This window comes from Rubrivirga litoralis (assembly GCF_031846415.1).
In the GTDB taxonomy this organism is placed as follows: domain Bacteria; phylum Bacteroidota; class Rhodothermia; order Rhodothermales; family Rubricoccaceae; genus Rubrivirga; species Rubrivirga litoralis.
Genome location: NZ_JAVRHT010000001.1, coordinates 19,051 through 44,187, shown reverse-complemented (window position 1 = coordinate 44,187; position 25,137 = coordinate 19,051). Strand labels below are relative to the sequence as shown.

21 protein-coding genes and 1 tRNA gene are annotated in these 25,137 nt (G+C 74.3%); 4 read left to right on the top strand and 18 right to left on the bottom strand.

The window, feature by feature from the left end; genetic code table 11:
- Both RM540_RS00185 and RM540_RS00180 read right to left on the bottom strand, forming a co-directional pair.
- Entirely contained in the window at nt 1-345 is a 345-nt protein-coding gene (locus tag RM540_RS00185) for a hypothetical protein (RefSeq protein ID WP_311661083.1), read from the bottom strand.
- Between the two features lie 274 nt (nt 346-619).
- A complete protein-coding gene (locus RM540_RS00180) occupies nt 620-1,999 on the bottom strand; it encodes an NAD-dependent succinate-semialdehyde dehydrogenase (RefSeq protein ID WP_311661082.1) in 1,380 nt (459 codons plus the stop codon).
- 192 nt (nt 2,000-2,191) lie between these two features.
- On the opposite strand from RM540_RS00180, the gene rnc reads away from it, so the two are divergent.
- The gene (rnc, locus tag RM540_RS00175; RefSeq protein WP_311661080.1) at nt 2,192-3,016 is read left to right on the top strand and encodes a ribonuclease III; all 825 of its coding nucleotides are present in this window, start codon (nt 2,192-2,194) and stop codon (nt 3,014-3,016) included.
- A 314-nt stretch (nt 3,017-3,330) separates the two neighbouring features.
- Complete coding sequence (gene gcvP / locus RM540_RS00170) at nt 3,331-6,258, top strand: aminomethyl-transferring glycine dehydrogenase (RefSeq protein ID WP_311661078.1); 2,928 nt, start codon at nt 3,331-3,333, stop codon at nt 6,256-6,258.
- A gap of 53 nt (nt 6,259-6,311) precedes the next feature.
- Here the strand turns inward: gcvP and RM540_RS00165 are convergent, their stop codons facing one another.
- Together RM540_RS00165 and RM540_RS00160 are read right to left on the bottom strand one after the other, a co-directional pair.
- A complete protein-coding gene (locus RM540_RS00165) occupies nt 6,312-7,358 on the bottom strand; it encodes a methyltransferase domain-containing protein (RefSeq protein WP_311661077.1) in 1,047 nt (348 codons plus the stop codon).
- Nucleotides 7,359-7,492: 134 nt separating this feature from the next.
- Nucleotides 7,493-8,197, bottom strand: a complete 705-nt coding sequence (locus RM540_RS00160; protein WP_311661076.1) for a class I SAM-dependent methyltransferase — start codon at nt 8,195-8,197, stop codon at nt 7,493-7,495.
- A gap of 13 nt (nt 8,198-8,210) precedes the next feature.
- On the opposite strand from RM540_RS00160, the gene RM540_RS00155 reads away from it, so the two are divergent.
- The gene (locus RM540_RS00155) at nt 8,211-8,429 is read left to right on the top strand and encodes a dodecin family protein (protein ID WP_311661075.1); all 219 of its coding nucleotides are present in this window, start codon (nt 8,211-8,213) and stop codon (nt 8,427-8,429) included.
- A gap of 56 nt (nt 8,430-8,485) precedes the next feature.
- Here the strand turns inward: RM540_RS00155 and RM540_RS00150 are convergent, their stop codons facing one another.
- Entirely contained in the window at nt 8,486-9,298 is an 813-nt protein-coding gene (locus RM540_RS00150; RefSeq protein ID WP_311661074.1) for a sulfite exporter TauE/SafE family protein, read from the bottom strand.
- A gap of 330 nt (nt 9,299-9,628) precedes the next feature.
- On the opposite strand from RM540_RS00150, the gene RM540_RS00145 reads away from it, so the two are divergent.
- Complete coding sequence (locus tag RM540_RS00145; protein WP_311661073.1) at nt 9,629-9,835, top strand: DUF2283 domain-containing protein; 207 nt, start codon at nt 9,629-9,631, stop codon at nt 9,833-9,835.
- Nucleotides 9,836-9,857: 22 nt separating this feature from the next.
- Here RM540_RS00145 and RM540_RS00140 read toward each other — a convergent pair whose 3' ends face one another.
- From RM540_RS00140 to RM540_RS00085, 13 genes are all read right to left on the bottom strand, one after another.
- The gene (locus RM540_RS00140) at nt 9,858-11,495 is read right to left on the bottom strand and encodes a S41 family peptidase (RefSeq protein WP_311661072.1); all 1,638 of its coding nucleotides are present in this window, start codon (nt 11,493-11,495) and stop codon (nt 9,858-9,860) included.
- Nucleotides 11,496-11,611: 116 nt separating this feature from the next.
- A complete protein-coding gene (gene tatC, locus RM540_RS00135; protein WP_311661070.1) occupies nt 11,612-12,571 on the bottom strand; it encodes a twin-arginine translocase subunit TatC in 960 nt (319 codons plus the stop codon).
- A 7-nt stretch (nt 12,572-12,578) separates the two neighbouring features.
- Complete coding sequence (locus RM540_RS00130; RefSeq protein ID WP_311661069.1) at nt 12,579-13,187, bottom strand: orotate phosphoribosyltransferase; 609 nt, start codon at nt 13,185-13,187, stop codon at nt 12,579-12,581.
- 435 nt (nt 13,188-13,622) lie between these two features.
- On the bottom strand, nt 13,623-14,156 hold the full coding sequence (locus RM540_RS00125) for a DUF2306 domain-containing protein (RefSeq protein WP_311661067.1): 534 nt from the start codon (nt 14,154-14,156) through the stop codon (nt 13,623-13,625).
- 264 nt (nt 14,157-14,420) lie between these two features.
- A complete protein-coding gene (locus RM540_RS00120) occupies nt 14,421-15,161 on the bottom strand; it encodes an ABC transporter ATP-binding protein (RefSeq protein WP_311661065.1) in 741 nt (246 codons plus the stop codon).
- Nucleotides 15,162-15,262: 101 nt separating this feature from the next.
- Nucleotides 15,263-16,705 (bottom strand): HlyD family secretion protein, encoded by a 1,443-nt coding sequence (locus RM540_RS00115; protein ID WP_311661064.1) that lies wholly within the window; start codon nt 16,703-16,705, stop codon nt 15,263-15,265.
- 180 nt (nt 16,706-16,885) lie between these two features.
- Nucleotides 16,886-18,385, bottom strand: coding sequence for a TolC family protein (locus RM540_RS00110; RefSeq protein WP_311661062.1), 1,500 nt, complete (start codon nt 18,383-18,385; stop codon nt 16,886-16,888).
- A gap of 96 nt (nt 18,386-18,481) precedes the next feature.
- Nucleotides 18,482-18,570: transfer RNA gene (locus RM540_RS00105), tRNA-Ser, on the bottom strand.
- A complete protein-coding gene (locus tag RM540_RS16460; protein ID WP_409945955.1) occupies nt 18,553-18,699 on the bottom strand; it encodes an HNH endonuclease in 147 nt (48 codons plus the stop codon). Before RM540_RS16460 ends, RM540_RS00105 begins: the two co-directional genes overlap by 18 nt.
- A gap of 144 nt (nt 18,700-18,843) precedes the next feature.
- Nucleotides 18,844-20,883: a TonB-dependent receptor domain-containing protein gene (locus tag RM540_RS00100; RefSeq protein WP_311661061.1), complete on the bottom strand. Its 2,040-nt coding sequence runs from the start codon at nt 20,881-20,883 to the stop codon at nt 18,844-18,846.
- A gap of 140 nt (nt 20,884-21,023) precedes the next feature.
- Nucleotides 21,024-21,947, bottom strand: a complete 924-nt coding sequence (locus RM540_RS00095) for an alpha/beta fold hydrolase (RefSeq protein WP_311661060.1) — start codon at nt 21,945-21,947, stop codon at nt 21,024-21,026.
- Nucleotides 21,948-22,070: 123 nt separating this feature from the next.
- Nucleotides 22,071-23,579: an AMP-binding protein gene (locus RM540_RS00090; protein WP_311661059.1), complete on the bottom strand. Its 1,509-nt coding sequence runs from the start codon at nt 23,577-23,579 to the stop codon at nt 22,071-22,073.
- A 23-nt stretch (nt 23,580-23,602) separates the two neighbouring features.
- Nucleotides 23,603-25,117 (bottom strand): sodium:solute symporter family transporter, encoded by a 1,515-nt coding sequence (locus tag RM540_RS00085; protein WP_311661057.1) that lies wholly within the window; start codon nt 25,115-25,117, stop codon nt 23,603-23,605.
- Nucleotides 25,118-25,137: the final 20 nt, after the last annotated feature.

The following is a 25,137-nucleotide window of genomic DNA, read 5'->3' as shown; positions in this document are numbered from 1 at the left end:
CTACCGCGTGCGCTGGCGCTGAACGACGGGCTCGGGCTCTGACGGCTCGGGCGGGGCGGAGTCGTCCAGGAGGCCGGCGTCGATGCGCCCCGGGGCGAGGCCGGCGGCGCGGGCCTCGCGCTCCAGGTCGTAGCCCTCGCTCGTGACGATGGCTTCGAGCGCCTCGACGCGGCGGAGGAGCCGGTCGCGGTCGGCCTTCGCGTCGGCGAGCTCGTCCTCGAGGTGCCCCGTGGCGCGACCGAGCTTGGCGGCCGTCTTAGACTTCGTCATCTGAACCTCGTAGTAGATCCCACCCACGGTCGCCACGATGGCGACGAGGAACAGCATAACGGCGACGATCACCATGGCGGGCGGGGCGGCGTTGGAGGTTGAGACAACGTACACCGCGAGACGGGCCACCCCGCCCGAGGTTGCGGGCGGGGTGGCAGGTCTGACACCACCCCGCCCACGGTCGTCGGGGCGTGGGCGGGGTGGTCGGGTCCGGGATCGCCACCCCGCCCGATGGCTGGACACCATGCAGGGTGTCCCTACCACCCCGCCCGGCTCGAACGGCCCGGGCGGGGCGGGCGGGGCGGTCCCTCTGCCCATTCCCAGTTCCTCTTTCCTCGTTCCCCGTCCGTCACTCCACCCAGACCGTCTTCTCGTTCACGAAGGCGCGGATGCCGGGGCGGCCCAGTTCGCGGCCGTAGCCCGAGTCGCCGACGCCGCCGAACGGGAGGTTCGGGTGGCTCTTCGTCATCTCGTTCACGAACACGGCGCCCGAGCGGATCCGGCGGGCGACGCGCTCGCCCCGCTCGCGGCTCCGGGTCCACACGCTGCCGCCGAGCCCGAACCGGGTCGCGTTCGCCAGGCGGACCGCGTCGTCCTGGTCCTGGGCGACGGTCAGCGACGCGACCGGGCCGAAGATCTCCTCCTCGAACGCGACCGTCCCCTCGCCCACCCCGCCCAGGACCGTCGGCGGGTAGTAGGCGCCGGGGCCGTCAGGGACCGTTCCGCCGCACAGGACGCGCGCGCCCTCGGCGGCCGCGCGCTCGACTTGGTCGTGGACGCCGGCGCGGAGGTCCTCGCGGGCGAGCGGGCCGAGGTCGGTGTCCGGGTCGGTCGGGTCGCCGACCGTGAGCGCCTCCATGCGCTCGACGAACCGGGCCGTGTACTCGTCCGCGATCGGGGCCTCCAGGATGAACCGCTTGGCCGCGATGCACGACTGGCCGTTGTTCTGCGTCCGCGCCGCGACGCCCACCTCGACGGCCCGGTCCAGGTCGGCGTCGGCCAGGACCACGAAGGCGTCCGACCCGCCGAGTTCGAGGAGCGACGGCTTGAGCGCCTGGCCCGCCTGGCTCCCGACGCTCCGCCCCGCCCGGCTGCTCCCGGTCAGCGTGACGGCGCGGACGCGGTCGTCGGCGATGACGCGGGCGGTCGCCTCGTGGTCGAGGTTGAGCCACTGGAACACGCCGTCGTCGAACCCGGCCTGGCGGAACACATCGACCATGGCCTCGGCGCAGCCCAGGACGTTGTCGGCGTGCTTCAAGAGCCCCACCCCGCCCGCCATGATCGTCGGCGCGGCGAAGCGGAGGGTCTGCCAGTAGGGGAAGTTCCACGGCATGACGGCGAGGACCGGGCCGAGCGGCTCGTAGGCCACGAAGCTCCGCGTGGCGTCGGTCTCGCGCGGCTCGTCCTGCAAAAAGCCCTCGGCGTGCTCGGCGTAGTAGCGGCAGACCCACGCGCACTTGCGGGCCTCGGCGACGGCTTGGTCGAGCGGCTTCCCCATCTCGCGCGTCATGAGGGCGCCGTGGACCTCGGCGCCCTCGTCCAGGAGGTCGGCCGCGCGGCGCATGGCCTCGGCCCGCACGGCGAACGGCGTCTGGCGGTGCGCCTCGAACGCCTCGGCGGCCCGGTCGAGCGCGGCGTCGGTCTCGTCGTCCGTCAGGCGGCGGTAGGTGTCGAGCGTCTCGCCCGTGGCCGGGTTGCGGGTCGTGACGGAGTCGGGGCGGGGCGGCATGGGCGGAGTCGGCGGGCGGGGCGGTGTGCTCTCCCAACGCCGCTCCGCCCCGCCCGTTCGCAGCCCGAGGGCGGGGCAGGGCGCGGCGGAGGCCGATCTGGGGCGGAGGAGCGGGAGGGCGGGGTGAATACCGGAGCGCCGGTTGCCCTCGGCGTACAATCTGAGGACATTCCACACCCGCCCGCTCTGTACATGGACTCGTCTGGACTCCTCCGCCGCAGCTCCCGCCTCGTGCGGTCGTGGCTCGGCGACGCCGCCGCCCCGCCCCCAGACGGCCCGTGGGGCGAGAACGGGGGGGACGACGAGGTCAGCGAGCGGGGCGTCTCGCGCCGCGCCGTCGAGGCCGTCGTGGGGACGCCGGTCGGCGACCTCGGGCTCTACGACCACGCGCTCCGCCACCGCTCGCTGTTCCGCGGCCACGTGAGCGACGGGACCGAGTCGAACGAGCGCCTGGAGTTCCTGGGCGACGCCGTGCTCGGGGCGGTCACCGCCGAGGTCCTCTACCGGACGTTCCCGGAGCGGTCCGAGGGGTTCCTCACGCGCACGCGGGCCACGCTCGTCAACGGGAAGGCGCTCGCCGGCTACGCCGAGGCCATCGGCCTGGACGCGCTCATCCTGATGAGCGACAACATGGAGGCGTCCGCGGGGCGGACCAACCGGACGATCCTCGCCGACGCCTTCGAGGCCGTCGTCGGCGCCGTCTACCTCGACCTCGGGTTCGCCGCCGCGCGCCGGTTCATCAACGCCGTCCTGGAGCAGTGCGTGGACCTGGGCGTGGCGGCGGCCGACCGGAGCAACTACAAGAGCCTGCTCCTGGAGCACGTCCAGGGCCTCGGGCTCGCGCAGCCGACCTACGAGACGATCTCCGAAGAGGGGCCGAGCCACGACCGCACGTTCACGGTCGCCGCCGTCGTCGACGGCGAGCACGTGGGCCAGGGCTCGGCCCGGTCCAAAAAGGCCGCCGAGCAGGTGGCCGCGCGCGAGGCGCTCGCGGCGCTCCGCCAGCAAGCCGCGTAGCGGCGAGCAGCGAGCAGCGAGCAGCGAGCAGCGAGCGGAAGATGCCCGCCCCGCCCGCAACGCGCGGGGGCGGGGTGGTAGGGACACGGCGTGCCGTGTCCGCTGTGGGCGGGGCGGTGGAAACGCTGCGGGGCGGCGTGCCGCCCGCCCGGGGCCACCCCGCCCACACGAACGGCCGCCGCTCCCGCGTCTGGACGAGGCGCGGCCGCCCCGCCCTTCGCCTCTGTTTCCCCGATCCTCCCCGCCCAGGGCGGGGCGGTGGGGAACCGCTTCCGGGGCGCCGCCTTCCAGCCTCACACCCCCGACCCGCCCGCATGGAGACCGCCACGGACACCCGCACCGGCCGCCCCGCCCAGGATGGCGCCAGCCACCCCGCCAGGGACGGCGTCAGCCACCCCGACCGCTTCGCCAACCGCCACATCGGGCCGTCGCCGGCCGAGGAGCGCGAGATGCTCGACGCGCTCGGCTACGACTCGCTCGACGCGCTGAGCCGCGCGGCCGTCCCCGACGCGATCCAACTCGGGCGGGCGCTCGACCTGCCCGACCCGCTCGGCGAGCAGGAGCTCCTGGCCGACCTCCGCGCGCTCTCCGAGGCCAACGAGGCGACGCGGTCGTACATCGGGATGGGCTACCACGGTACGTTCACCCCGCCCGTCATCCAGCGCAACGTGCTGGAGAATCCGGGGTGGTACACGCAGTACACGCCGTACCAGGCCGAGATCGCGCAGGGCCGCCTGGAGGCGCTCCTCAACTTCCAGACGGTCGTGTCGGACCTGACGGGGCTGCCCATCGCGAACGCGTCGCTCTTGGACGAGGGCACGGCGGCGGCCGAGGCCATGTCGCTCTTCGCCGGCGCCCACCGCGGCAAGCGCTCGACGTTCCTCGTCGACGCGCGGTGCCACCCGCAGACGGTCGCGGTCGTCAAGATGCGGGCCGAGCCGGTCGGCATCGACGTCGTGGTCGGCGACTGGGGCGGGGCGGAGGTGACCGACGACACGATCGGCGCGCTCGTCCAGTACCCGACGACCGACGGCGAGGTGGTCGACTACGCCGCGTTCGCGGACCGGCTGCACGACGCCGGCGCCTACCTCGCCGTGGCGGCGGACCTCCTGGCGCTCACGCTCCTCGAGGCGCCGGGCGCGTGGGGCGCCGACGCCGCCGTGGGCAACAGCCAGCGGTTCGGCGTGCCGATGGGCTACGGCGGCCCGCACGCCGCCTTCTTCGCCACGACGGACCAGTTCGCGCGCAAGATTCCGGGCCGCATCATCGGCGTCAGCCAGGACCGCCACGGCGAGCCGGCGCTCCGCATGGCGCTCCAGACGCGTGAGCAGCACATCCGCCGCGAAAAGGCGACGTCCAACATCTGCACGGCCCAGGTGCTCCTCGCCAACATGGCCGGGTTCTACGCCGTCTACCACGGGCCGGACGGCCTCAAAGCCATCGCCGAGTTCGTCCACGGGCAGACGCAGCGGCTGGCCGAGGCGCTCCGCGCGGCGGGCCACGAGGTCGTCCACTCGGACTACTTCGACACGCTCCGCGTCCGCCCGAGTGGCCTGAGCGGGGCGGACGTGGTCGCGATCGCCCTGGAGGAGCACGCCGTCAACCTCCGCCTCTACGACGACGGCACGGTCGGCGTCGCCCTCGACGAGACCGTCACCGACGCCGACCTCGAAGACCTCGTCGACGCCTTCGGCGGGTCCGTCCTCCCCGCCCCGCCCGACGCGGACGAAAGCGGCGGGGGCGGGGCGGCGTACGGCGGGGTGATGGCGCGCGAGACGCCGTTCCTGGAGCACCCGACGTTCCATGCCTACCGGAGCGAGACCGAGATGCTCCGGTACCTGAAAAAGCTGGAGAACCGGGACCTCTCGCTCGTGCACTCGATGATCCCGCTCGGGTCGTGCACGATGAAGCTGAACGCGACGGCCGAGATGATGCCGATCACGTTCCCCGGCTTCGCGAACGTCCACCCGTTCGCGCCGGACGCCCAGACCGAGGGCTACGAGGAGGTCGTCGACACGCTGGAAGAGTGGCTGGCCGAGATCACCGGGTTCGACGCCGTCTCGCTCATGCCCAACTCGGGCGCGCAGGGCGAGTACACCGGGCTCCTCACGATCCGCGCCTACCACCGCTCGCGCGGGGACGACCAGCGGACCGTCTGCCTCATCCCGACGAGCGCGCACGGCACGAACCCCGCGAGCGCGGTCATGGCCGGCATGGACGTGGTCGCGGTCAAGGTGGACGACGCGGGCGAGGTCGACATGGACGACCTCCGCGCCAAGGCGGAAAAGCACGCCGACCGGCTCGCGGCGCTCATGATCACCTACCCGAGCACGCACGGCGTCTTCGAGACGACGATCCGCGAGATGGCCGACGTCGTCCACGACGCGGGCGGGTTGGTGTACATGGACGGCGCCAACCTCAACGCGATGGTCGGCCTGTGCCGGCCGGGCGACTTCGGGATGGACGTGTGCCACCTCAACCTGCACAAGACGTTCGCGATTCCGCACGGCGGCGGCGGGCCGGGCATGGGGCCGATCGGGGTCGTCGAGAAGCTGGAGCCGTTCCTGCCGCGCCACCCGGTCGTCCCGACGGGCGGGGAGGAGGGCATCGGGCCGGTCGCGTCGGCGCCCTACGGGAGCGCGCTCGTGCTCCTGATCTCGTGGGCCTACATCGCCATGATGGGCGCCGACGGACTCCGGCGGGCCTCGCAGGTCGCCATCCTCAACGCCAACTACATGGCGAAGCGGCTGGAGGGCCACTACGACGTCCTCTACCGCGGGCCGAACGGACTGAGCGCCCACGAGTTCATCCTCGACGTGCGCCCGTTCCAGAAGGCCGGCGTCTCGGCCGAGGACATCGCCAAGCGCCTCATCGACTACGGCTTCCACGCGCCGACCATGTCGTGGCCCGTGACGGGCACGCTCATGGTGGAGCCGACCGAGAGCGAGTCGAAGGCGGAGCTCGACCGCTTCTGCGACGCCATGATCGCGATCCGCACCGAGATCCAGGAGATCGAGCTGGGCACCGCCGACGCCGACGACAACGTGCTCAAGATGGCCCCGCACACGGTCGTCGAGACCACGGCGACCGAGTGGACGCATCCGTACTCGCGCGAGCAGGCGGCGTGGCCGGCGCCGTGGAGCCGCGACGCCAAGTTCTGGCCGACGACGGGCCGCGTGGACAACGCCTTCGGCGACCGGAACCTCGTGTGCTCGTGCCCGCCGATGGAGGCGTACGCCTGACGGGGCCGGGGCGGCCACCCCGCCCGCGCGGCTCTACGTGGGGGCGGGCAGCGTCAGCAGCAGGACTCCGTCGCCGCCCCGCCCCCGACTGGCGCCGGCGCGCAGTCGAACAAGCCGAAGTGCGTCGAGCGGTCGCCGGTCACGTCGAAGAACGGCGCGAACCGCGTCTCCTGGAGCATGGCCGCCGTGTTGCCGCACACGAGGGCGGGGCGGCCGGCCTCGAACGTGTGGTGGTCGTCCAGGACGAAGGCGTGGCGCTGACCCTCCACCCCGCCCCGGTAGGTCGCCATCTGGCCGTAGTCCTCGCACGCGTCCTCGACGAGGCCCGGGAGCTTGAAGGCACGGGCCGTCCGCGAGACGAAGCGGGCGGCGCCCAGCGCGTCGCGGAGGGCGGGGTCCTCGACCGTAATCGGACTCTCGGCGACGGTCCGCACGTCGGCCCAGCCGAGACGGGCCATGAGGCGGCGGAAGTCCTCGGTGTAGAGCGCGCCGCCGAGACATTCGCCCACGAGCACGGGGTCCCGGCGGATGGCCTCGGGCAGACGGCGGTCGGCGAACACGTCGGACGCGTAGAGCTCGCCGCCGGGCTTCAGCACGCGCCAGATCTCGCGGAACACGGGCTCCTTGTCCGGGGCCAGGTTGAGGACGCAGTTCGAGATCACGACGTCGACGCTCTCGTCCTCGACGCCCAGCGCGCCCAGGTCCTCGATCAGTCCCAGCCGAAATTCGGTCGTCGGAGCGGGGTGGCCCAGGGCGTCCGCGACGGCCTCGCGGTGGCGCTTGGCGACCTCGACCTGCTCCGGCGTCATGTCCACGCCGATCACGCGCCCGGCCGGCCCGGCGAGCGCGGCGGCGACGAAAGCGTCGCGGCCCGTTCCGCAGCCCAGGTCGAGGACCGTCGCCCCGTCCAGGGCGGCCGGGATCGGCGAGCCGCAGCCGTAGAACTTCGCCAGCACCTCGTCGGGGAGGAGCGACAGGATCGGCCGGTGGTGCTCGGGGACGGACTCGCTCGGGCAGCACGCCGACGTCTTGAGGTCGCCCGCCGACTGGAGCGTCGTGCCGTAGTAGTCGCGGACCTGGGTGTGCGTGAGGGTCTCCATGTCGGGGGCGGGGTGGACGGGCAGGATAGACCCGCCCCGCCCCGCCCGGTCTTACGGCCGGTCTTACGGAGGGACGAGGAATGGGGAGGCATAGAGGGACGAGCAGATCCTCTCTCTGCCCATCCCTCCATCCCTTATCGCTCGATCCCTCCCACCGTCGCCACGCCCGCGACGTGCGGGGCAGCCAGCCCGAGCGGGGCGGTGAACGCCTCCATCTGCACGTCCGCGAAGCCGGCCTCGCGGATCCGGCGGCCCGTCTCGCGGTCGGGGCGGCAGCCGTCGGCGGCCCAGCCCCACGGGCGGCGGAGCGCCCGCTGCCACGCGCGCAGCCCCGAGCCGGGCGGGGCGGCGACGTGCTCGACAAAGTAGAACCGCCCGCCGGGGCGGAGCACGCGGCGGGCCTCGGACAACGCGGCCTCCACGTCGCCCACCGAGCACAGGACGAGCGTGCTCACGACCGCGTCGGCCGCCCCGCCCTCGACCGGCAGCGCCTCGGCCGTGCCCGGCCTCAGGTCGAGGTCCAGCCCGTGGCGCTCGGCCGCGCGGCGGAGGTGCGGGTGGAACCAGGCGTTCGGCTCGACGACGACCCAGCGCGTGCCCCGCGCGAGGTAGCGGGCGTTCGGTCCGGCTCCGGCCCCGATCTCGACGACGGTGCGGGGCGGGCCGCAACCGGGCGGGGTGGCGAGTCCCGCGAACAGGGCGCGCTTGCGCTCGGCGTAAAGCGCCTCCTGCGCGTCGGCCGCGTGCGCGAGCTGCCACGCGAAAAGGCGCGCGCGGAGGCCGCGGCGGAGGACCCCACCCCGCCCCGCCCGCGTAGAAACGGCTCCCTTCTCACACATTCCCCATCCCACTATGGCCCTCGCCAAGATCATCGAAGTCTCCGCCGTCTCCGACAAGAGCTTCGACGACGCCGTCCAGCAGGCGTACAAGGAAGTCTCGCAGACCGTCCGCGGCGTCCAGAGCGTCTACGTCAACGACTTCATCTACGAGCCCGGCGACGGCAAGGCCGGCAACTACCGCGTCCACTGCAAGGTGACGTTCACGGTCGAGAACCAAGGCGACCTGGCGTAGCCCCCGCCCCGCCCGACGTTCGCGCCCCGCCGGCCCCGCCGAGCGGGGCGCGCTGTTTAGGAGAACGCCTTCCACAGCAGGCGGGCAGCGACGACGGCCGCGAACGCGGCGAAGCTGTAGCGGACGTAGCGGACGTCGATCCGGTGGGCCGCCGACACGCCCAGACGCGCCGTCACGACGGCGGGGAGCGCGAGCGCCGCCGCCCCGCGCCAGTCCACGTAGCCCAGCGTGCCCGGCGGCACGGGCGCGTCCCACCCCAGCACCACGTAGGTCGCCACGCCGACGGCCGTGATGATCGTGATGGCCGCCGTCGAGGTCCCCGACGCGACGGCCGTCGGGAGGCGGACGAGGCCGGCGAACGCGGGCACGAGCACCACCCCGCCCCCGATGCCAGCCAGCGCCGAGATGGTCCCGGCCGCCCCGCCCACGGCGGCCAGGCGGGGCGGGGCGGTCCGCGCGTCGGCGGCCGTGTAGGCGTCGGCGCGGGCGCCGCCGGTCAGCATGCGCGCGACGACGGCGACGAGCGAGAGCCCGAGCACCACCTGGAACGTCTGCTTGTCGTACCACGGCTGCGTCGAGACGAAGCGCCCGACGAGGACGACGGCGACGGCCGCGAACGCGCCCGTCACGAGCGCCGTCCGCCGGTCGATGGCCCCGTGCTTCCACTGCCCCACGGTCCCCGACGCCGAGGCCGCGAACGTGCAGAGCAGGCTGGTCCCCAGCGTGAGCGGCGTGAGCACGGGGTCCGCCACGCCGGCGGCCCCGAACGCGAAGAACAACGCGGGGCCGAAGACGACGCCGCCGCCGACGCCGACGAGCCCCGCGACAAACCCGCCCACGGCGCCGACGAGGAGGAGGACGAACAGCATGGGGCGGGGTGGTTCTGGGGCGGGGCGGCCCAAGCTACCCGCCGCCCCGCCCCAGTAGACGGAGCGAATCGGGCTCCCGCAGTAGCTTGTCCACATGGATCGGACTGCGTACTTCGACCGCCGAGTCCTTGAGGGCCGCCCTTACATCCGACTCGAGTGGTGTGAACTCGCCGTCCGCGATCCCGAAGCGACTGAGGTTCAGCCCGACGGACGCATCCGGCACTGGCGATACATTGACGATCTAGGCAAGCACCTCCGCGTCGTGACGTTGCCAGACGGCCTGACGCTCCACAACGCTTTCCCCGACCGCTCCTTCAAACCGGACTCGCCGTGACGTTCGAGTATTACCCCGATACCGACACGCTCTACATCGCGCTCCGCACGGGGACGGGCGCCGATGCTGCAGAAGTGGCTCCCGACGTTGTGCTGGACTACGACGAGGCGGGGGACGTGCTCGGAATCACCGTCGAGCACGCGAGCGAGCGGGCCGACCTCGGGTCGTTCTCCGTCACGAAGATCCCGGCGCTGGTCGCGTGACCGCCCCGCCCGGGCGGGGCGGCTACCGGCCGAGCGTTCGCGCGTAGGCGGCCGGGTCGAGAAGCAGGCGGCGGGCGGCCTCCAGGACGGGGTCCCGGCCCAGCTCGGCCACCGTTTGGTCCCGCTGCCCGAGGTAGCGCGAGAGGATCTCGTGGCGGAGCTGCGCCTGGAGGCGCGGCGCGTGGCGCTCGAAGTCGCGGGCCTTTTCGCGCTCGATGGCCTGCCGGAGATCGGCGAGCGGGCGCTCGGCGCTGCTGTAGCCCGTCGCGTCGAGGTCGGCCGCGAGCGCGTCGGCGGCGCGCTCAGCGTCGGTGCGATAGGCGACGCCCTCGGACTCGACGAACGCCTCGAACGCGTCGTAGACCGGGCCGTCCACGCGGAAGTCGTCGGGCAGGGCGGGGTGGTCCGCGGCGTAGCGGTTGGCAAAGCGGAGGAACGCGGCCGAGCGCACGAGCGCCCGCTCGAGCTCGCTCTCCGCGCCCAGCGACACCGGCACGTCCGGCTCGATGCCGCCGCCGCTGCGGACGGTCCGCCCCGCCCGCGTCTGGAACGCGCGCCGGAGCGAGTCGGGGACGGCCGCGGCCCGCTCGCCCTGCGCGTAGCTCAAGCGCTGGATCTCGCGGCCCGCCGGCGTCGTGTAGCGGCTGACGGTCAGCTTGAGCGCCGTCCCGTACGGCATCGGGCGGACGACCTGGACGAGCCCCTTCCCGTACGTCGTCTCGCCGACGACCACGCCGCGGTCGTGGTCCTGGAGCGCGCCGGCCACGATCTCCGACGCCGACGCGCTCGCCCCGTCCACGAGCACGGCCACGGGCAGGTCCGGCAGGAGCGGGGCGGTGCCCGTCGTGTACGTCCGGTCCGTGCCCCGCGAGCGGCCCTGCGTAGCCGTCACGACGGCGCCCTCAGGCAGGAACACGCCGCTCAGCGCGACGGCCTGGTCGAGCAGCCCGCCCGGGTTGCCGCGCAGGTCCAGGACGAGCGCCCGGAGCTCGCCCTGCGCCTGGAGCGCCTCGACGGCGTCCGTCACCTGCCCCGCCGCCTCCTGCATAAACCGCCCGAGGCGGACGTAGCCCACGCCCTCTGCGACGTCGCCCACGAAGCCCGAGTACGTCACGTCCGAGCGCTCCTCGCCGGCGCGGACGAGCACGAACCGGAGCGGCTCGGCCTCGCCCTCGCGCTCGACCTCGATGGGCACGCTCGTGCCCGGGTCGCCGCGGAGGAGCGCGTTGGCGCGCTCGGCCGAGACCGCCCCGCCCGGCTGCCCCGCAACCGAGACGACGGCGTCGCCGGGCCGGAGCCCCTGCGCCTCGGCGTCCGACCCGTCGAGCACGGACGAGACCACGAGCCCGCCGCCCCGCTCGGCAAGCACCACGCCGACCCCGCCCACCTCGCCCTGCTGCTGGAGCCGGCTGGCCGCGGCCGTCGCCTCGTCGTAGTAGACCGTGTACGGGTCGAGCGCGTTCGTCATGGCGCCGATCCCGGTCCGCATCAGCCGCTCGGCGTCGACGGCGTCGACGTACTCGGACGCGAGCGCCTCGTAGATCGACCCGAACAGGCCGAAGCTCTTGCGGATCGCGAACAGGTCGCCCTCGGCCTGGGCCGCGGCCGGCGGCGCGAGCGCGAGGAGCAGGAGGAGCGGGGTGAGGCGGCGAACGGTCATCCGGGCGGACCCAAAGGGCGGGGCGGGCGGGGCGGTCTGAACGCGACGGGCGGGGCGGTCGTGCGGCCGTGGGAGTGCGCACCCGCCGGTGCCCAGCGGCGACCGCACCGAGCCCCCTACGCCGCCCCGCCCTCGGCGAGCGCCTCGGCGTCGCGCTTCTCGACCACGCGGGCGAGCAGGATCGAGAGCTCGTAGAGCAGGAGCAGCGGGACCGCCAGGATGACCTGGCTGAGCGGGTCGGGCGGGGTGAGGAACGCCGAGAGGACCAGGATGATGACGAGCGCGTAGCGCCGCCCGGTCCGCAGGAGCTCCGAGGAGACGACGCCCAGCTTGGTCAGGACCACGACGACGACCGGGAGCTCGAACAGGACGCCGGCCCCGAACGACCACGTCAGGAGCATCGAGAAGTAGCGCGAGATGTCGAACTCGTTGACGATCGTCTCCGCCACCTGGAACTGGGCGAAAAACTGGAGCGCGATCGGCGCGATCACGAGGTACCCGAACGCGATGCCGGTCACGAAGAAGCCGGTCGCGAACACGGACGCGAACCTCAGCCCCTGCCGCTCCTGCGGGTACAGCCCGGGCTCGATAAACTTCCACACCTGGTACACCACGATGGGCGACCCCAGCACGATGCCCGTCGCGAGGACGGTCCCGAAGTAGGCGAAAAACTGGCCCGTGATCGTCCGGTTCTGGAGCGTCACCTCGACCGGGTCCAGCCCGAGCACGTCGTACATGAAGAACGACGGCTTCGTCGGGCCGAGCAGCACGTCGCCCACGATCCACCCGGCGAAGAACAGGCAGAGGACTGAGCACACGGCGATGCCGCCGAGCGCCTTGAAGATCCGCCAGCGGAGCTCCTCGAGGTGGTCGAGGAACGGCATCTCGCCCGGCTGCGGCGCCATCGGGTCCGGGAGCGCGCCCGCCCCGCCCGCGACGGTCACCGCGTCCGGCGGCGGCGGCGGCGGCGTCTGGTCGAGCCGGACGCCGGCGCGGTGAGCCGGGACGGGGAGGTCAGAGGCCCCGTCGCCGGTCTCGGCGGCGGAGCGCGACGACCGGGAGCGCCAGACGTCCATCGCGCGCTCAGGCGGTGTCGCCGGACGGGACCGCCGCCCGGGCCGTCTCGCGGAGGTTGAGTTCGAGGAGCGACTCGACCCACAGGCCGTCGCCTTCGAGCCGCGCCCGCCCCCCGCTCCAGGTAAAGTTGAACAGCGTCATCACGCCGGCCACCTGGAACCCGTCGCTGCGGAGGAGCGCTACGGCGCGGGCCGCGCTCCGCCCGCTGTTGAGGATGTCGTCCATGAGGGCGACCGGCTTGGTCCGGTCGAGCGGCCCCTCGACGAGCCGGCGGCGCCCGTACGGCTTGCGCCGCTCGCGGATAAAGCCGCCGACGAACGGCTGCTCGCCCGTCCCGTGCGGGAGCACGGCGGTCACGAGCGGGAACGCCCCGTAGCCGAACCCGGCCACCTGCTCGATCCCGCGCGCTCGGAGCCGGTCAGCGAGCACCGTGCCGGCCTCGGCGAACACCTCGCCGTCGAGCATGGGCGTCCGCGTGTCCAGGAGCCACCCGATGGGCTGGCCGCGGGGGTCCGTAATCGTTTCGTCCTCGCGCCGCACGAGCGCCCGCTGGTAGAGCGTGTGGCCTAGCTTGGCGAGGGCCGACTCGGGGACGGTGCTGGAGTCGTTGGACATCGATCGGGTCTCGGGCGGCGGAGGGCGCCGCGGGGGCGGGGCAACATACGGGGCGGCCGGCGACACGTGCCGGCCCGCCGGTGGACGCGCGGCGGGCGCGGCGGGTTGCGGGCCGCCTTGCCTCCGCACGCTGGCGGGGGCGGGGAACGGGCGGGGCGGGTGCGCTGGTTTGCAGGTGGCGTCCGGGAATTCCCGAGCCGGGCCGTGGCCTCGGGCGGGGCGGCCCTCGTCCTCGGCCCAGCGGCTACGGCCGGTGGGGTGGGGGAGGTGGCAACCCTTCTGAGGCCGCGTCGTGCTGGCCCGGGCAGCCGGTGCGCCGCCCGGGCCACCCCGCCCCGCCCACGCCGGCACGGAAAAGCTGGAGGCGGCGCAGGTCCCGGCGGTCGAGGGGCGAGCCCGTCCGTAGGCGCGCCTCGGCGTGCGGGGGCGGGGCGGTCAGGCCGGCACCGACCCTGGCGCGAGGCGCGCGCCGAGCGCGTCCCAGGCCGCCAGCCGCCGCGCGATCCACCACCGCCCGACGAGCGGCGGGAGCCCCCACACGACGGCGACCGACAGCCAGACGGCCACGTTCGCCGACAGCCCTGCGTCGCGGAAGGCGAGGTCTATCGGTCGCGCGACGTGGCCGCCCGTCGCCATGACGAGGCCGATGTACGACCACGCCATCCACATGTAGTGCCACGGGAGCCACCCCGCCCTTTGGGTCCGCCCGCCGCGCCACGCCGACCACGCCCCGGCCGAGACGGTCACGAGGCTGACGATCGCGGCGACGTGGAAGCCGCCGAACCCTCGGAACAGCGGCGTCGAGTCGCGGAGCCCGAACGACGCGAGGCACAGGACGACCATCGAGACGACGTAGACGCGGCCGACGACGCGGTGCCACGGCCCGCCCTTCGGCCGGGCCAGCACGACGGCGCCCGTCACGAGCGCGAGCGCTCCGAGCGCGGTGTGGAAAACGGCGGTGGCGCTCATGGCAGCGGGGGCAGCGGGCGGACCCAAAGGGCGGGGTGGTGCGCTACGGGCCGCCCCGCCCGCAGGGTTCATGCTGCCTCCACCCCGCCCGCCCCGCCCTTCGGGTGGGTACGAGGTACCGGGTACGAGGTACGGTCTGATCTGACATCGGCGCTCGCGTACCTCGTACCGAGTACCCCGTACCTCCCTGCACGTTGTGTTAGAAACGGTTCAGCCGCCGCCCCGCCCTCAACGGCCGCCCGGACGCCGCCCCGCCCGAACGCCCTACACCGGCTCGGCCGCCGAGAGCTCCGCCTCGCCCAGCTCGGCGAGGGCGGGGCGGTCGACGGCCACGTCCGTCTCCACGACGCCGTCGCGCAGGCGGACCACGCGCCGCGCGTGCTCGGCGATGTCGTCCTCGTGCGTGACCACGAGGAGCGTGTTGCCGCGCCGGTACAGCAGCTCGAACAGCCGCATGATCTCGTCCGACGTCGCCGAGTCCAGGTTCCCCGTCGGCTCGTCGGCGAGGAGGATGGCGGGGCGGTTCACGAGCGCGCGCGCGACCGCCACGCGCTGGCGCTGGCCGCCGGAGAGCTCGTTCGGCTTGTGGTCGAGCCGGTCGCCCAGGCCGACCTGCGTGAGCGCCTCGGCCGCCCGCTCGCGCCGCTCCTGGCGACCGACGCCGGCGTAGACGAGCGGGAGCTCGACGTTCTGCAAGCAGTCCTGCCGCGGGAGCAGGTTGAACGTCTGGAAGACGAACCCGATCTGCCGGTTGCGGACCTCGGCGAGCTCGTCGTCGGAGAGCCGGCCGACGTCGCGGCCGCCCAGCCGGTACGTCCCCCGCGTCGGCACGTCGAGGCAGCCGACCACGTTCATGAGCGTCGACTTCCCCGACCCCGACGGCCCCATGATGGCGACGTACTCGCCCTCGTCGACGTCCAGCGAGCACCCGCGGAGCGCGTGGACCTCCTGGGTCCCCATCGAGTAGGTTTTCCAGACGTCGTCGATCTCGATGACGGAGGGCATAGCGGGCGGGGGAGGAGGGCGGGGAGGAGGAGAAACGGGCGGAGCGCTCAGGAGGGCCGCCCCGCCCGCCGCTCTCGGGGGCGGGGCGGGGGCGGCGCCTGCTACTCGTCCTCCTCCACGACGGCCCCGTCGCTCTCGCGGACGGCGTCGGCGTCGGAGATCTCGGTGCGGAGGAGCCGGAACGGGCCGGAGATCACGGTCTCGCCGCCGGTCAGCCCGCTGCGGACCTCGATGTGGGTGTCGTCGGAGATGCCGGTCTCGACCTCGCGCAAGACAGCCGTGCCGTCCTCGACCACGAACACGACGCGGCGGAGGTCCTCGCCGTCCGGGACCGGCGCGTCGGGGATGGCCTCGCCGGCGGCCTCGGCCTGGCGCCGCCGCTCGCGCTCGACCTCGTTAAAGTCGCGGACGGTCACGGCCTGGATGGGGACCACGACGGCGTTCGGGACCGTCCGCGTGTAGATGTCGACCGTCCCGCTCATGCCCGGCCGGAGGGCGGGGCCGGGCGCGCGCGGGCGCTCGTTGATGCCCGCCCCGCCCGCGTCGGCGCCCACGGCCGCGAGGCGGACGACGACGGGGAAGTTGGTGGTCGCCTGCGTCGTGCCCACGTTCTCGATCCGGGCCGAGTTGGCGATCTCGACGACGCTCCCGCCCAGCGGGTCGTCGGGGTAGGCGTCGACCTCGACGCGGGCCGAGTCGCCGGTCGCGACGCGGACGACGTCGTTCTCGTTCACGTCGATCTCCATCGTCATCGCGTCCAGCCGGGCGATGCGCATGAGCTCGGTCCCCGTCATCTGGGCCGTCCCCACGATCCGCTCGCCGAGCTCGACGTTGAGCTGGGTGACGGTGCCCGTGATGGGGGCGTAGATGGCGGTCTTGGCCAGCTGCTGGCCGGCCTCGCGGGCCTGAGCCTGAGCGCCCTGCGCCTGGGCCTGCGCGCTCCGCACGCGGCCCCGCGACGTGGCGACGCGGGCCTCCGCCCCGCCCACGCGCTCGCGCGCCGACCGCTCGGCGGCCTGGGCCACCTCAAACGTCCCGCGCGCCGCTTCGAGGTCGGCGGCCGAGACCACGTCGCGCTCGAACAGGTCCTGCTGGCGCTTGTAGGCGCGCTCGGCCCGCTCGCGGTCGGCCGTCGCCTGGGCCACGTCGGCGCGCGCCTGCGTCACGGCCTGCTCGGCCTCGGCCACCGACCCGCGCGCCTCGCCGACGCCGCTCTGGGCCGCCGTCACCTGGGTCTGCGCCTGCTCGACCTGCGAGGCGTAGATGTCGGGGCGGATGCGGAGCAGGAGCTGGCCCGCCTCGACGCGGTCGCCCTCCTGGACCGCCAGGAGCACGATCTCGCCCGACACGTCGGACGACACGACGACCTCGACCTCGGAGGCGACGGTCCCCGCCGCCGTCACGGTCTCAGTGATCGAGCGGACGCGGGCCTCGGACGTCTCGACGGCCAGGCCCTCGTCGCCCCCGCCGAGCAGGGCGGCCACGACGACGAGGAGCACGACGGCGACGCCGAGGCCGATCAGGATTTTCTTAGTGGGGCTCATGGGGCGGGGTGGGCGGGGTGGAGCCTCGACGGGCGGGGCGGGCGGAGGTTGCGCGGGGCGGGGGGGAGAAGAGGAGGGGGCGCGAAGAGGAGGGAGAGGGCGGAATCGGCGCGGCGCTGGCGGCGGAGACGCCTCTTCCCCCTCCGTGCCTCTTCTCGTATTCCCACCCCGCCCCGCCCGCTACTCGCCGGTGATCTGGTCGGCGAGGCCGGCCACGTCGACGTCGCCGACGGCGAGGCGGACGAGGGCGACGCGGAAGACGAGCGTGTAGGCGGCCTGGGCGCGGGCGCCTTCGGCCTCGGCGAGCCGGGCCTGCGCCTCGGCCACGTCGTAGAGCGTGCCGGCCCCGAACAGGTAGCGGTCGCGCTCGACGCGGAGGGCGGCGGCGGCGGCTTCGGCCTGGACCCGCGCCGCGGCGAGCCGCGCCTGCGCCGTCTCGGCCTGGACGACCGACTGGAGCACGTCGGCGGCGACGGCCCGGTCCAGCGTTTCGAGCGCGATCCGGGCGTCCTCGACGGCGACCTGGGCCTCCGTCACGCCGCGCCGCGTCTGGAAGCGGTCGAAGATGGGGACCGTGAGCGAGAGCTCGAGCGACCCGCTCCGGTTGTCGGCGAACTGGTCGAAAAACGGCGTCTGCTCCAGGGCCGGCGAGCCGGTCGGGACCGTAAACGGGGCGCCCCCGACGAACACCTCGGTCCCGTCCGCGAGCGTGACGGGGACGGTCGGCTGGATGGCGTCGGGGTTGGTGAGCTGGCGCTGGAGGCTGGAGTACCCGGTCCCGACCTGGCCCGTGAGCGCGAGGCTCGGCCGCCCGGACGCCCGCGCGACGCCGACGGCGGCCTCGGCGGCCTGGATGCGGAGGAGCTGCGCGCGGCGGTCGGACCGCCCCTCGCGGGCGGCGGCGACGAGCGCCGGGGCGGGGCGGGGCGCGTAGGCCAGTGCGCCGGTCACGGCGAGCGCCTCGGCGTCGGGGCCGACAAAGCGGTAGGCGCCGGCCGGGTCCAGCCCGATCGCCTGGACCAGCGTCACGCGGTCGAGCGCGACCGCTCCGCGCGCCTCGACGAGCGCCGTCTGGCGCTCGGCGACGACAGACTGCTGGGCGATGAGATCGCCACGCGGGCGGGCGCCGGCCTCGACGAGCTCGGCCACGCGCGCGAGCTGACCCTCGGCGGCCGCGAGCTGCTCGGCCTGGATCTCGACGATCTCGCGGTCGAGCAGGAGCTGCAAGAACCCCTGGGCCACGTCGAGCGCCACCTCCTGCCGCGTCCGTTCGAGGCCGGCTGCCGTGGCGTCGCGCTCGAGCTCGACCTGGCGAATGGTCGCGCCGATCCGGCCGCCGTCGTAGATCGGGAGTTGCCCGAACACGCTGAACCCGGCCTGCTCGACGGTCTGCGACGCGACCTGCCCCGTCGTCTGGTCGAACGCGAGCCCGTAGCTCTGCTGCGGCGTCACTCTGGCCTGGAGCGTGGGCAGCCGCCCCGCCCGCGCCGCGCGCACGGCCGACCCCAGCGAGCGGTCGGCGAGCTCGGACCGCCGGACCTCGGGGCTCTGCTCGACGGCCAGGCGGATGGCCTCGGCCAGCGTGAGCGGCGTGCCGACGGTGTCGGGGGCCAGGAACTGGGCGGCCGCGGGCGGGGCGGCGAGCGCCGTGAGGACGGCGAGCAGGAGCAGACGGCGCATCGGCGGCGGGCAGACCCGGTGGGGGAGACGGCGCCCTCAACGGGCGGAGCGACCCCAGGTTGCGGCCGCGCCCGATGGGCGGGGCGGCCGCCTCGGCGGAGGGTGAGGGAATCGAACCCTCAAGGGCGCTTCCGCGCCTCGACGGTTTTCAAGACCGCTGCCGTCACCTATCGGCTTGACCCTCCATAGCGTCCGTACCCGTCGTGCTGTTCCGTGTGGCAGTTTGGGCACAGGAGCATAAGGTTCTTGATTGCGTCCGTGCCTGGGCGCGGCCGAAAGCTACGGCCGCCCCGCCCCGCCCCGCCCGCTCGCAGCGGCAGGCGAGGTGCAAAGAGCGCGGGCGGGGTGGAAGAGAGCAGGCGTAGAGGAGGGGAGGACTCTCCGTCGCCAGCGCCTCGACGGCCCCGGCCCTCCGCGCCCTCGTCTTCTCTTCCCTCTCCTCCTCCACCGCTCCGCCCTCAGTCCAGCGCCACCGACACGCCGGCCTGGACGTGCCGCCCCGCCCCCGGCTCCACGTAGCGGCCGCCGAAGGCGTTGACCACGACCGACCCCGCGTACCGCACGCCGCCCACGTTGCGGACGGCGACGAACGGGCTGACCGTTGCGCCGCGCCCCACGCGGAGGCCGGCGAGCGCCGCCCGGAGGTGGACGACGAGGTAGCCGTCGACGGCCTGCTCGTTCTGGCTGTCGGCGACGTAGCCGCTCGCGGCCTCCCCGCTCGCGCCGAGCACAACGGGCGGGGCGGTCCAGGTGAGCGTGCCTGTTGCGAGGTGATCGGGCACGCCCGGCACGGCGTTGCCGTCGACGGCGAGGCCGCCCGCGCTCTCGGTAAAGCGGGCGCGCGTCCAGGCGTACGACGCGGCGCCGTCGAGGCGGCCGGGGCCGAGCGGGAGCCCGAGCGGCTGCACGCCGACCTCGACGCCGACGTGCCGCGTGCGGCCCTCGTTGCGGTAAAACGTGACGTCGTCTTCCTCGAACGGGACGAGCAGGTCGCGGACGGCCGCCGCGAAGACGGCCGCGTCGAGCCCGACCGCCCCGCCCCCGACCGGCACCGTGGCGCGGGCGCCGGCCTCGGCGCCCCACGTCCGCTCCGGGCGGAGGTCGGGGTTGAAGCCGGCGAGGCCGCCCGGCCGGTTGCCCAACTCCGTCGTCGTCGGTGCGTCGAGGGCGCCGGCCACGTTCGCGTAGGCGGTCCCCGCGACGCCGCCCGCCCGCCACGGCGCCGCGAGGCCGACGGACGGGCTGACGGCCCCGAGCGTGCGCGTCTCGGCCCCGCCGTCCGCCCCGCCCTCCACGTCGGCGCGGTAGCCGAGGAGGTCGGCGCGGAGCGCGGCGGTCGCCGTGAGCGGCCCGAGCGGGGCGGAGAGCCGGCCGAACACGGCGCCCGAGCGGACGGTCTCGACCTGGTCGGTGAGCACGTCCGGGCCGGGATCGCCGTCCGCGTTCGACGTTTCGAGGCGGTCGTCGCGCTGGAGCTCGCCCTCCAGCCCCAGCCCCCACGCGAGCGCCGCCCCGCCCTCGGCCGTCACGCGGAGGCCGGCGGTCGTCCGGTCGAGCTGGATGTAGCGGGGGACGATCGGGTTGTCGAGCGTCCGCACGCCGCCCGTCGCCGTGGCCCGCAGGCGGACGGACCCCAGCGGCTGGGCGTAGGAGACGGCGGCGTGGCCCTGCACGAGCTCCTTGCTCGCGTCCCGCTCGACCGTGATCGGCCGCGTCTGGCGCGGGTCCTCGCGGAACGCCTCGGCCGTGATCCCGCCCGGCGACTCGGCCCGCGGCACGACGGCCAGGAGCCCTACCACCGACACCTCGCGGCCCGCGCCCAGGTCCGCCCCGCCCGAGACGCCGGCGCGCGCCTGGCGGACGGCGCCGTGGTCGCGGTAGCCGCTCTCGCCGAGGTACGACCCCCACGCCGCCAGCCGCCGCCCGGCGCCGAGGGCGGGGCGGACGGCGACGCTCGCGGACGCCAGTCCGTACGACCCGCCCAACGCCCGCGCCCGGAGCCGCGGCGCGCCCGGCCCGGCCTCGGTCGAGAGCGCGACAACGCCGCCCGCCCCGCTCCCCCAGAACGTCGACGCCGGCCCGCGGACGACCTCGGCGCGGTGGATGAGGGCGGGGTCGACCACGTTCAACTGCGTCTGCCCATCGGCCAGCGTGAGCGGGACGCCGTCGAGGAGCACGTGCGTGCCGCGCACGCCGAACGCCGCCCGCCACCCCAGCCCGCGGACGAGCAGCCGCTCGCCCTGCGCGTAGCTCTCGCGGTCCGACACCCAGACGCCGGGGAGCCCGGCGAGCACGGCGCCGAGCCCGACGGCCGGGTCCGTCGCCACCTCCGCCGGCGTCCGCGTGCGGACCGTGAGGGCGAGCGGCGCCCGCGCCGGGGCGAGCGCGAACGGGGCCGCCTCGACGAGCACGCTGCCGAGCGTGTCGGCCGGCGCCTCCTGCGCGCGGGCGGGGTGGGCGAGGGCGGCGGCGAGGGCGAGCAGAATGGCGAGGCGCACGGCAGCGGGGAGCGTGGGCGGGGCGGAACGCGGGACGTTCCTCAGACGCGCCCGCCCCGCCCGCACTCCGCGGATTCCCCGCAGGCTCAGGCCGATCCCCCCGCCCTCGACGGGGCGTTCCGCACCGTACCCCGTACCCGCTAATCCGCCGGCTCGGCCAGGAACCCGACGAGGAGCGCGTTCACCGTGTCCGGCCGCTCCAGCATCACGAGGTGCCCCGCCCCGCTCACGAGGTGGACCTCAGCGTTCGGGATCGCGCGGGCGGCCTCGGCCACGGCCGCCGTCGAGAGGGCGGGGTGGAGGTAGCGGTTCGGGATGAGCGCGTCGTCGGCGCCGAAGACCACGAGCGTCGGCGCGGCCACCCCGCCCAGGCGCGCGTGCACCGGGCCGTCGAGCATGCCGGCCACGCTCGCGGCGTTCGCGGCGGCGTAGTCGGGGACGTCGTCGCGGGCCGTGACGGCGGCGCGCTGCTCCAGAATCCACCCGTCGCGGTCGGCGTCGTAGGCCGAGTAGTTGGCGCGGACATTCGCCTCGGCCTGCGCGGGCGGGGTGGCCGCGATGGCCGCCGGCGTCATGAGCCCCTTCAGCATCGCCGCCTCGGCGTCCGTGAACGTCTCGATGCCGGCCGGCGACAACAGCGCCAGCCGCCGCACGCGGGCGGGGCGGTCGAGCGCGAGCGTGAGCGCGATCTGCCCGCCCATCGACACGCCGACGAGGTCGGCCTGGTCGACACCACGCGCGTCCATCACACCCGCGACGGCGTCGGCAAAGTCGGCCATCGTCCCCGACACGTCGGCCTTGTCGGAGAGGCCGTAGCCGGGCAGGTCGAGCGCGACCACGCGGCGGCCGGCGGCTTCGAGCGCCGGGATCGTCGCGCGCCAGAACGAGAGGTTCGAGCCTAACCCATGGACCAGCACGACGGGCTCGCCCGCCCCGCCCGTGTCGTACACGGCCAGCGCGCGGCCGCCGACCTCGACGGCCTCGACCGGGCCGGGGTAGTGTGGGAGGGTCGTGTCGGCGGGCGCAGCGAGGGGCACGGCGAGGGCGAGGAGGAGGGCGATCATGGGCGGGGAGGTGTCGCTCGTCCTTTGTCACTGGTCATTTGGTGCCAACGAACAGTTCGCGCTCGGGCGGGGCGGCGAGCAGGACAAGGAGGGTTCAATGACAAGTGACCAATGACAAACAGCTCAAACAAGAGCAGCCAGCTCCGTCTTCTGCACCTTCCCGCTGTGGCCGACGGGCAGGGCGTCCAGGAAACGGACCTCGCGGGGCACCTTGTACCGGGCGAGGTGCGCGCGGCAGTGGTCGAGGAGGGCGGCCGCGTCGGGCGGGGCGGCGGCGGGGACCACGAACGCGCACCCGGCCTCGCCCCACCGCGCGTCGGGCACGCCGACGACGGCGGCCTCGGCGACGGCCGGGTGCTCGCGGAGCGCGGCCTCGACCTCGGCCGGGTACACGTTCTCGCCGCCCGAGATGTACATCTCCTTGAGCCGCCCGACGACGTACGTGTAGCCCTCGGCGTCCTGGCGCACGAGGTCGCCCGAGCGGAACCAGCCGTCGTCGAAGAACGCGGCGGCCGTGGCTTCGGGGTTCCGCCAGTAGCCCGGCGTCACGACCGGCCCGCGGAACACGAGCTCGCCCGTCTCGCCGGCCGCCACGTCCCGCCCCGCCCCGTCGACCACGCGAACGTCGAGGAACAGGTTGGGGAAGCCGATCGAGCCCATCTTGCGGACGGCGTCGGCCTCGGGGAGCGAGAAGCAGTTCGGCCCGACCTCGGTCATCCCGAACCCCTGCCGGACGGGGATGCCCTTCGCCTGCCACACGCGCGTGAGCGGGGCGGGCATGGGCTCGCCGCCGACAATCGCGTAGCGCACGCTCGCCAGATTCGCGCCCTCGAACGCCGGGCTCTCAGCCAGCATCGCCAGCATCGTCGGGACGCCCCACAGGATCGTCAGCCGCCGCTCGTCGCAGAGCCGGAGGAGCCGGTCGGGGTCGAAGCGGTCCAGCAGGACGGTCGTCCCGCCGTAGAGGAGGAACGGGGTGAGGAGCACGTTCCAGCCGCCCGTGTGGTAGAGCGGGGCGGCGTTGAACGAGACGTCGGCGTCGGTCAGGCTCAGGCGGATGCCGGTGTTGACGGCGTTCCAGACGAGCATCCGGTGCGTGTAGAGCGCGCCCTTGGGCCGCCCGGTCGTCCCGCTCGTGTAGAGGAGGAGGACGGCGTCGTCGAGCGCCGCCCCGCCCGCGACGGCCGCCCCGCCCGTGTCTCCCGCCCCGCCCGTGTCTCCCGCCCCGCCCTCGGCGAGCGCGCGGACGTCGGCGAGCGGGGCGACCGGCACGCCGTCTAGAACGAGCGGCCGGCACTCTTCAGACACGAACACGACGGCCGGGTCGCTGTCGCCGACGAGGTGCGCGACTTCGGGGGCAGTCAGCCGGTAGTTCAGCGGCACCAGCACGAAGCCGGCCTTCTGGCACGCCGCAAATAAAAGAACGTGCTCCAGGCTGTTCTCGGCGAGCACGGCCACGCGCCCGCCCCGCCCGACGCCGAACCGCTCGGCGAGCGAGCGCGCAAGGCTGGCCCCGAGGCGGTCGAGGTCGCCGTACGTCAGCGTCTCGCCGGTCGGGTCCCACACGACGGCCGGGCGGGCGGGGCGGTAGAGGGCCTGGCGCTCCAGCCAGTCGGTCCGCGTCGGGTCCATGGGCGTGGGGGCGGGGCGGCCGGTCACGAGAGCGGGGCGGCGGCCTCGGCGGCGCGGCCGAGCGCGGCGGGCTCGGTGTCCGGCGGGCGCCGGGCGACGAGGAGCGAGAGCCCGGCCACGGCCGCGCTCGTGGCGAGCGCGAACGTCGCGGGCACGGCCGGGTTGTTCCAGTACGGCCCGACCTCGCCGTAGTACATCCCGAAGTGGACGAGGAGCGCCGCGACGGCCGCCGCCGCCACCCCGCCCGTCGTCACGCGGGGGACGAACACGCCGAACAGGATGGGCACGAAGGTCGCGGCGAACAGGCCGTAGACCCCGTTCTGCGCCAGGATCGCGACCGACAGGTTGGGGTCGACGATCTGGCCCCACGAGAGGACCGCGACGACGGGCACGAGCGCGACGAGGAACGCCTTCGAGAACCGGATGGCCCGGCCGTCGGCCTCCTCCTCGGACACGCCGCGCCGCCGCGCGAACGGCTTGTAGACGTCGTTGGCGAAGATCGTCGAGAGCGCCACGAGCAGCCCTTCGAGCGTCGAGAACCCGGCGGCCACGAGCCCGACCGTCACGACCGACCGCGTCACGGCGCCGAACCGCTCGACGAGGTACGTCGGCACGACCTGGTCCGGCGGGAGGAGGTCGCCGCCCAGCGTCGCGCGGGCGTAGAGGCCGACGGCGAGGACCGAGAAAAAGAGGACGAGCGCCGCGAAGCCGACGCCCAGGTACACATTCACGTCGCGCTCGTCGCGGAGGTAGAGCGCCTTCGACATCACGTGCGGCTGCACGATCACGGCCACGCCGACGGCGAAGTTGGCGACGAACACCTCGAACACGCTCCGGAACAACAGGCTCTCCGGGTTGACGGGCGCCGCGAGCACGGGGTCGATGGCCGCCAGCCGCGCCAGCAGCCCCGGCTCCCCGACGACGAGCCCGATCCCGGACCCGATCAGGATCACCGCCACGACGATCATGATCACGGCCTGGACCGAGTTCGTCAGCGTGTGCGCGCTCGCCCCGCCCCACATCACGTAGACGAGCGGGATCCCCAGCGTCATGGCCATCGCAACGGGGCGGCTCACGCCGAGCACGTTCGAGAGCACGAGCGTGAGCCCGACCACGATGAGCACCAAGAACGTGATCTGGAGGAGCGAGAGGCCGGCGAAAAAGAACCGGAGCGCGCGGCTCCCGTAGCGGTCCGCGATCCAGTGCGGGACGGTCAGCGCCGCCGTCTTGTCGCCCACGCGGCGGAACGCCTTGGTCAGCACCGCCAGCCCCAGAAAGATCCCGAGCGGGGTGGCGACGGCGTAGCCCAACAGCCCCGAGAGCCCGTAGAGGTACATGAGCCCCGGGTTGATGACGAAGGTCGCCGCGCTCGTGAGGTTGGCGGCCAGCGCGAGCCCGACCCACACCGGGCTCGTCCGCCGGTCGCCGACGGAGAACGACGCGAACCCCTGCACGCGGCGGATGCCCACGGCCGCCGCCCCGCCCACGAGCGCGAGGTAGCCGAGGAAGAAGGCCCAGGAGACGGCGGTGTCGGTCATGGCGGGCGGGGTGGCAGGTC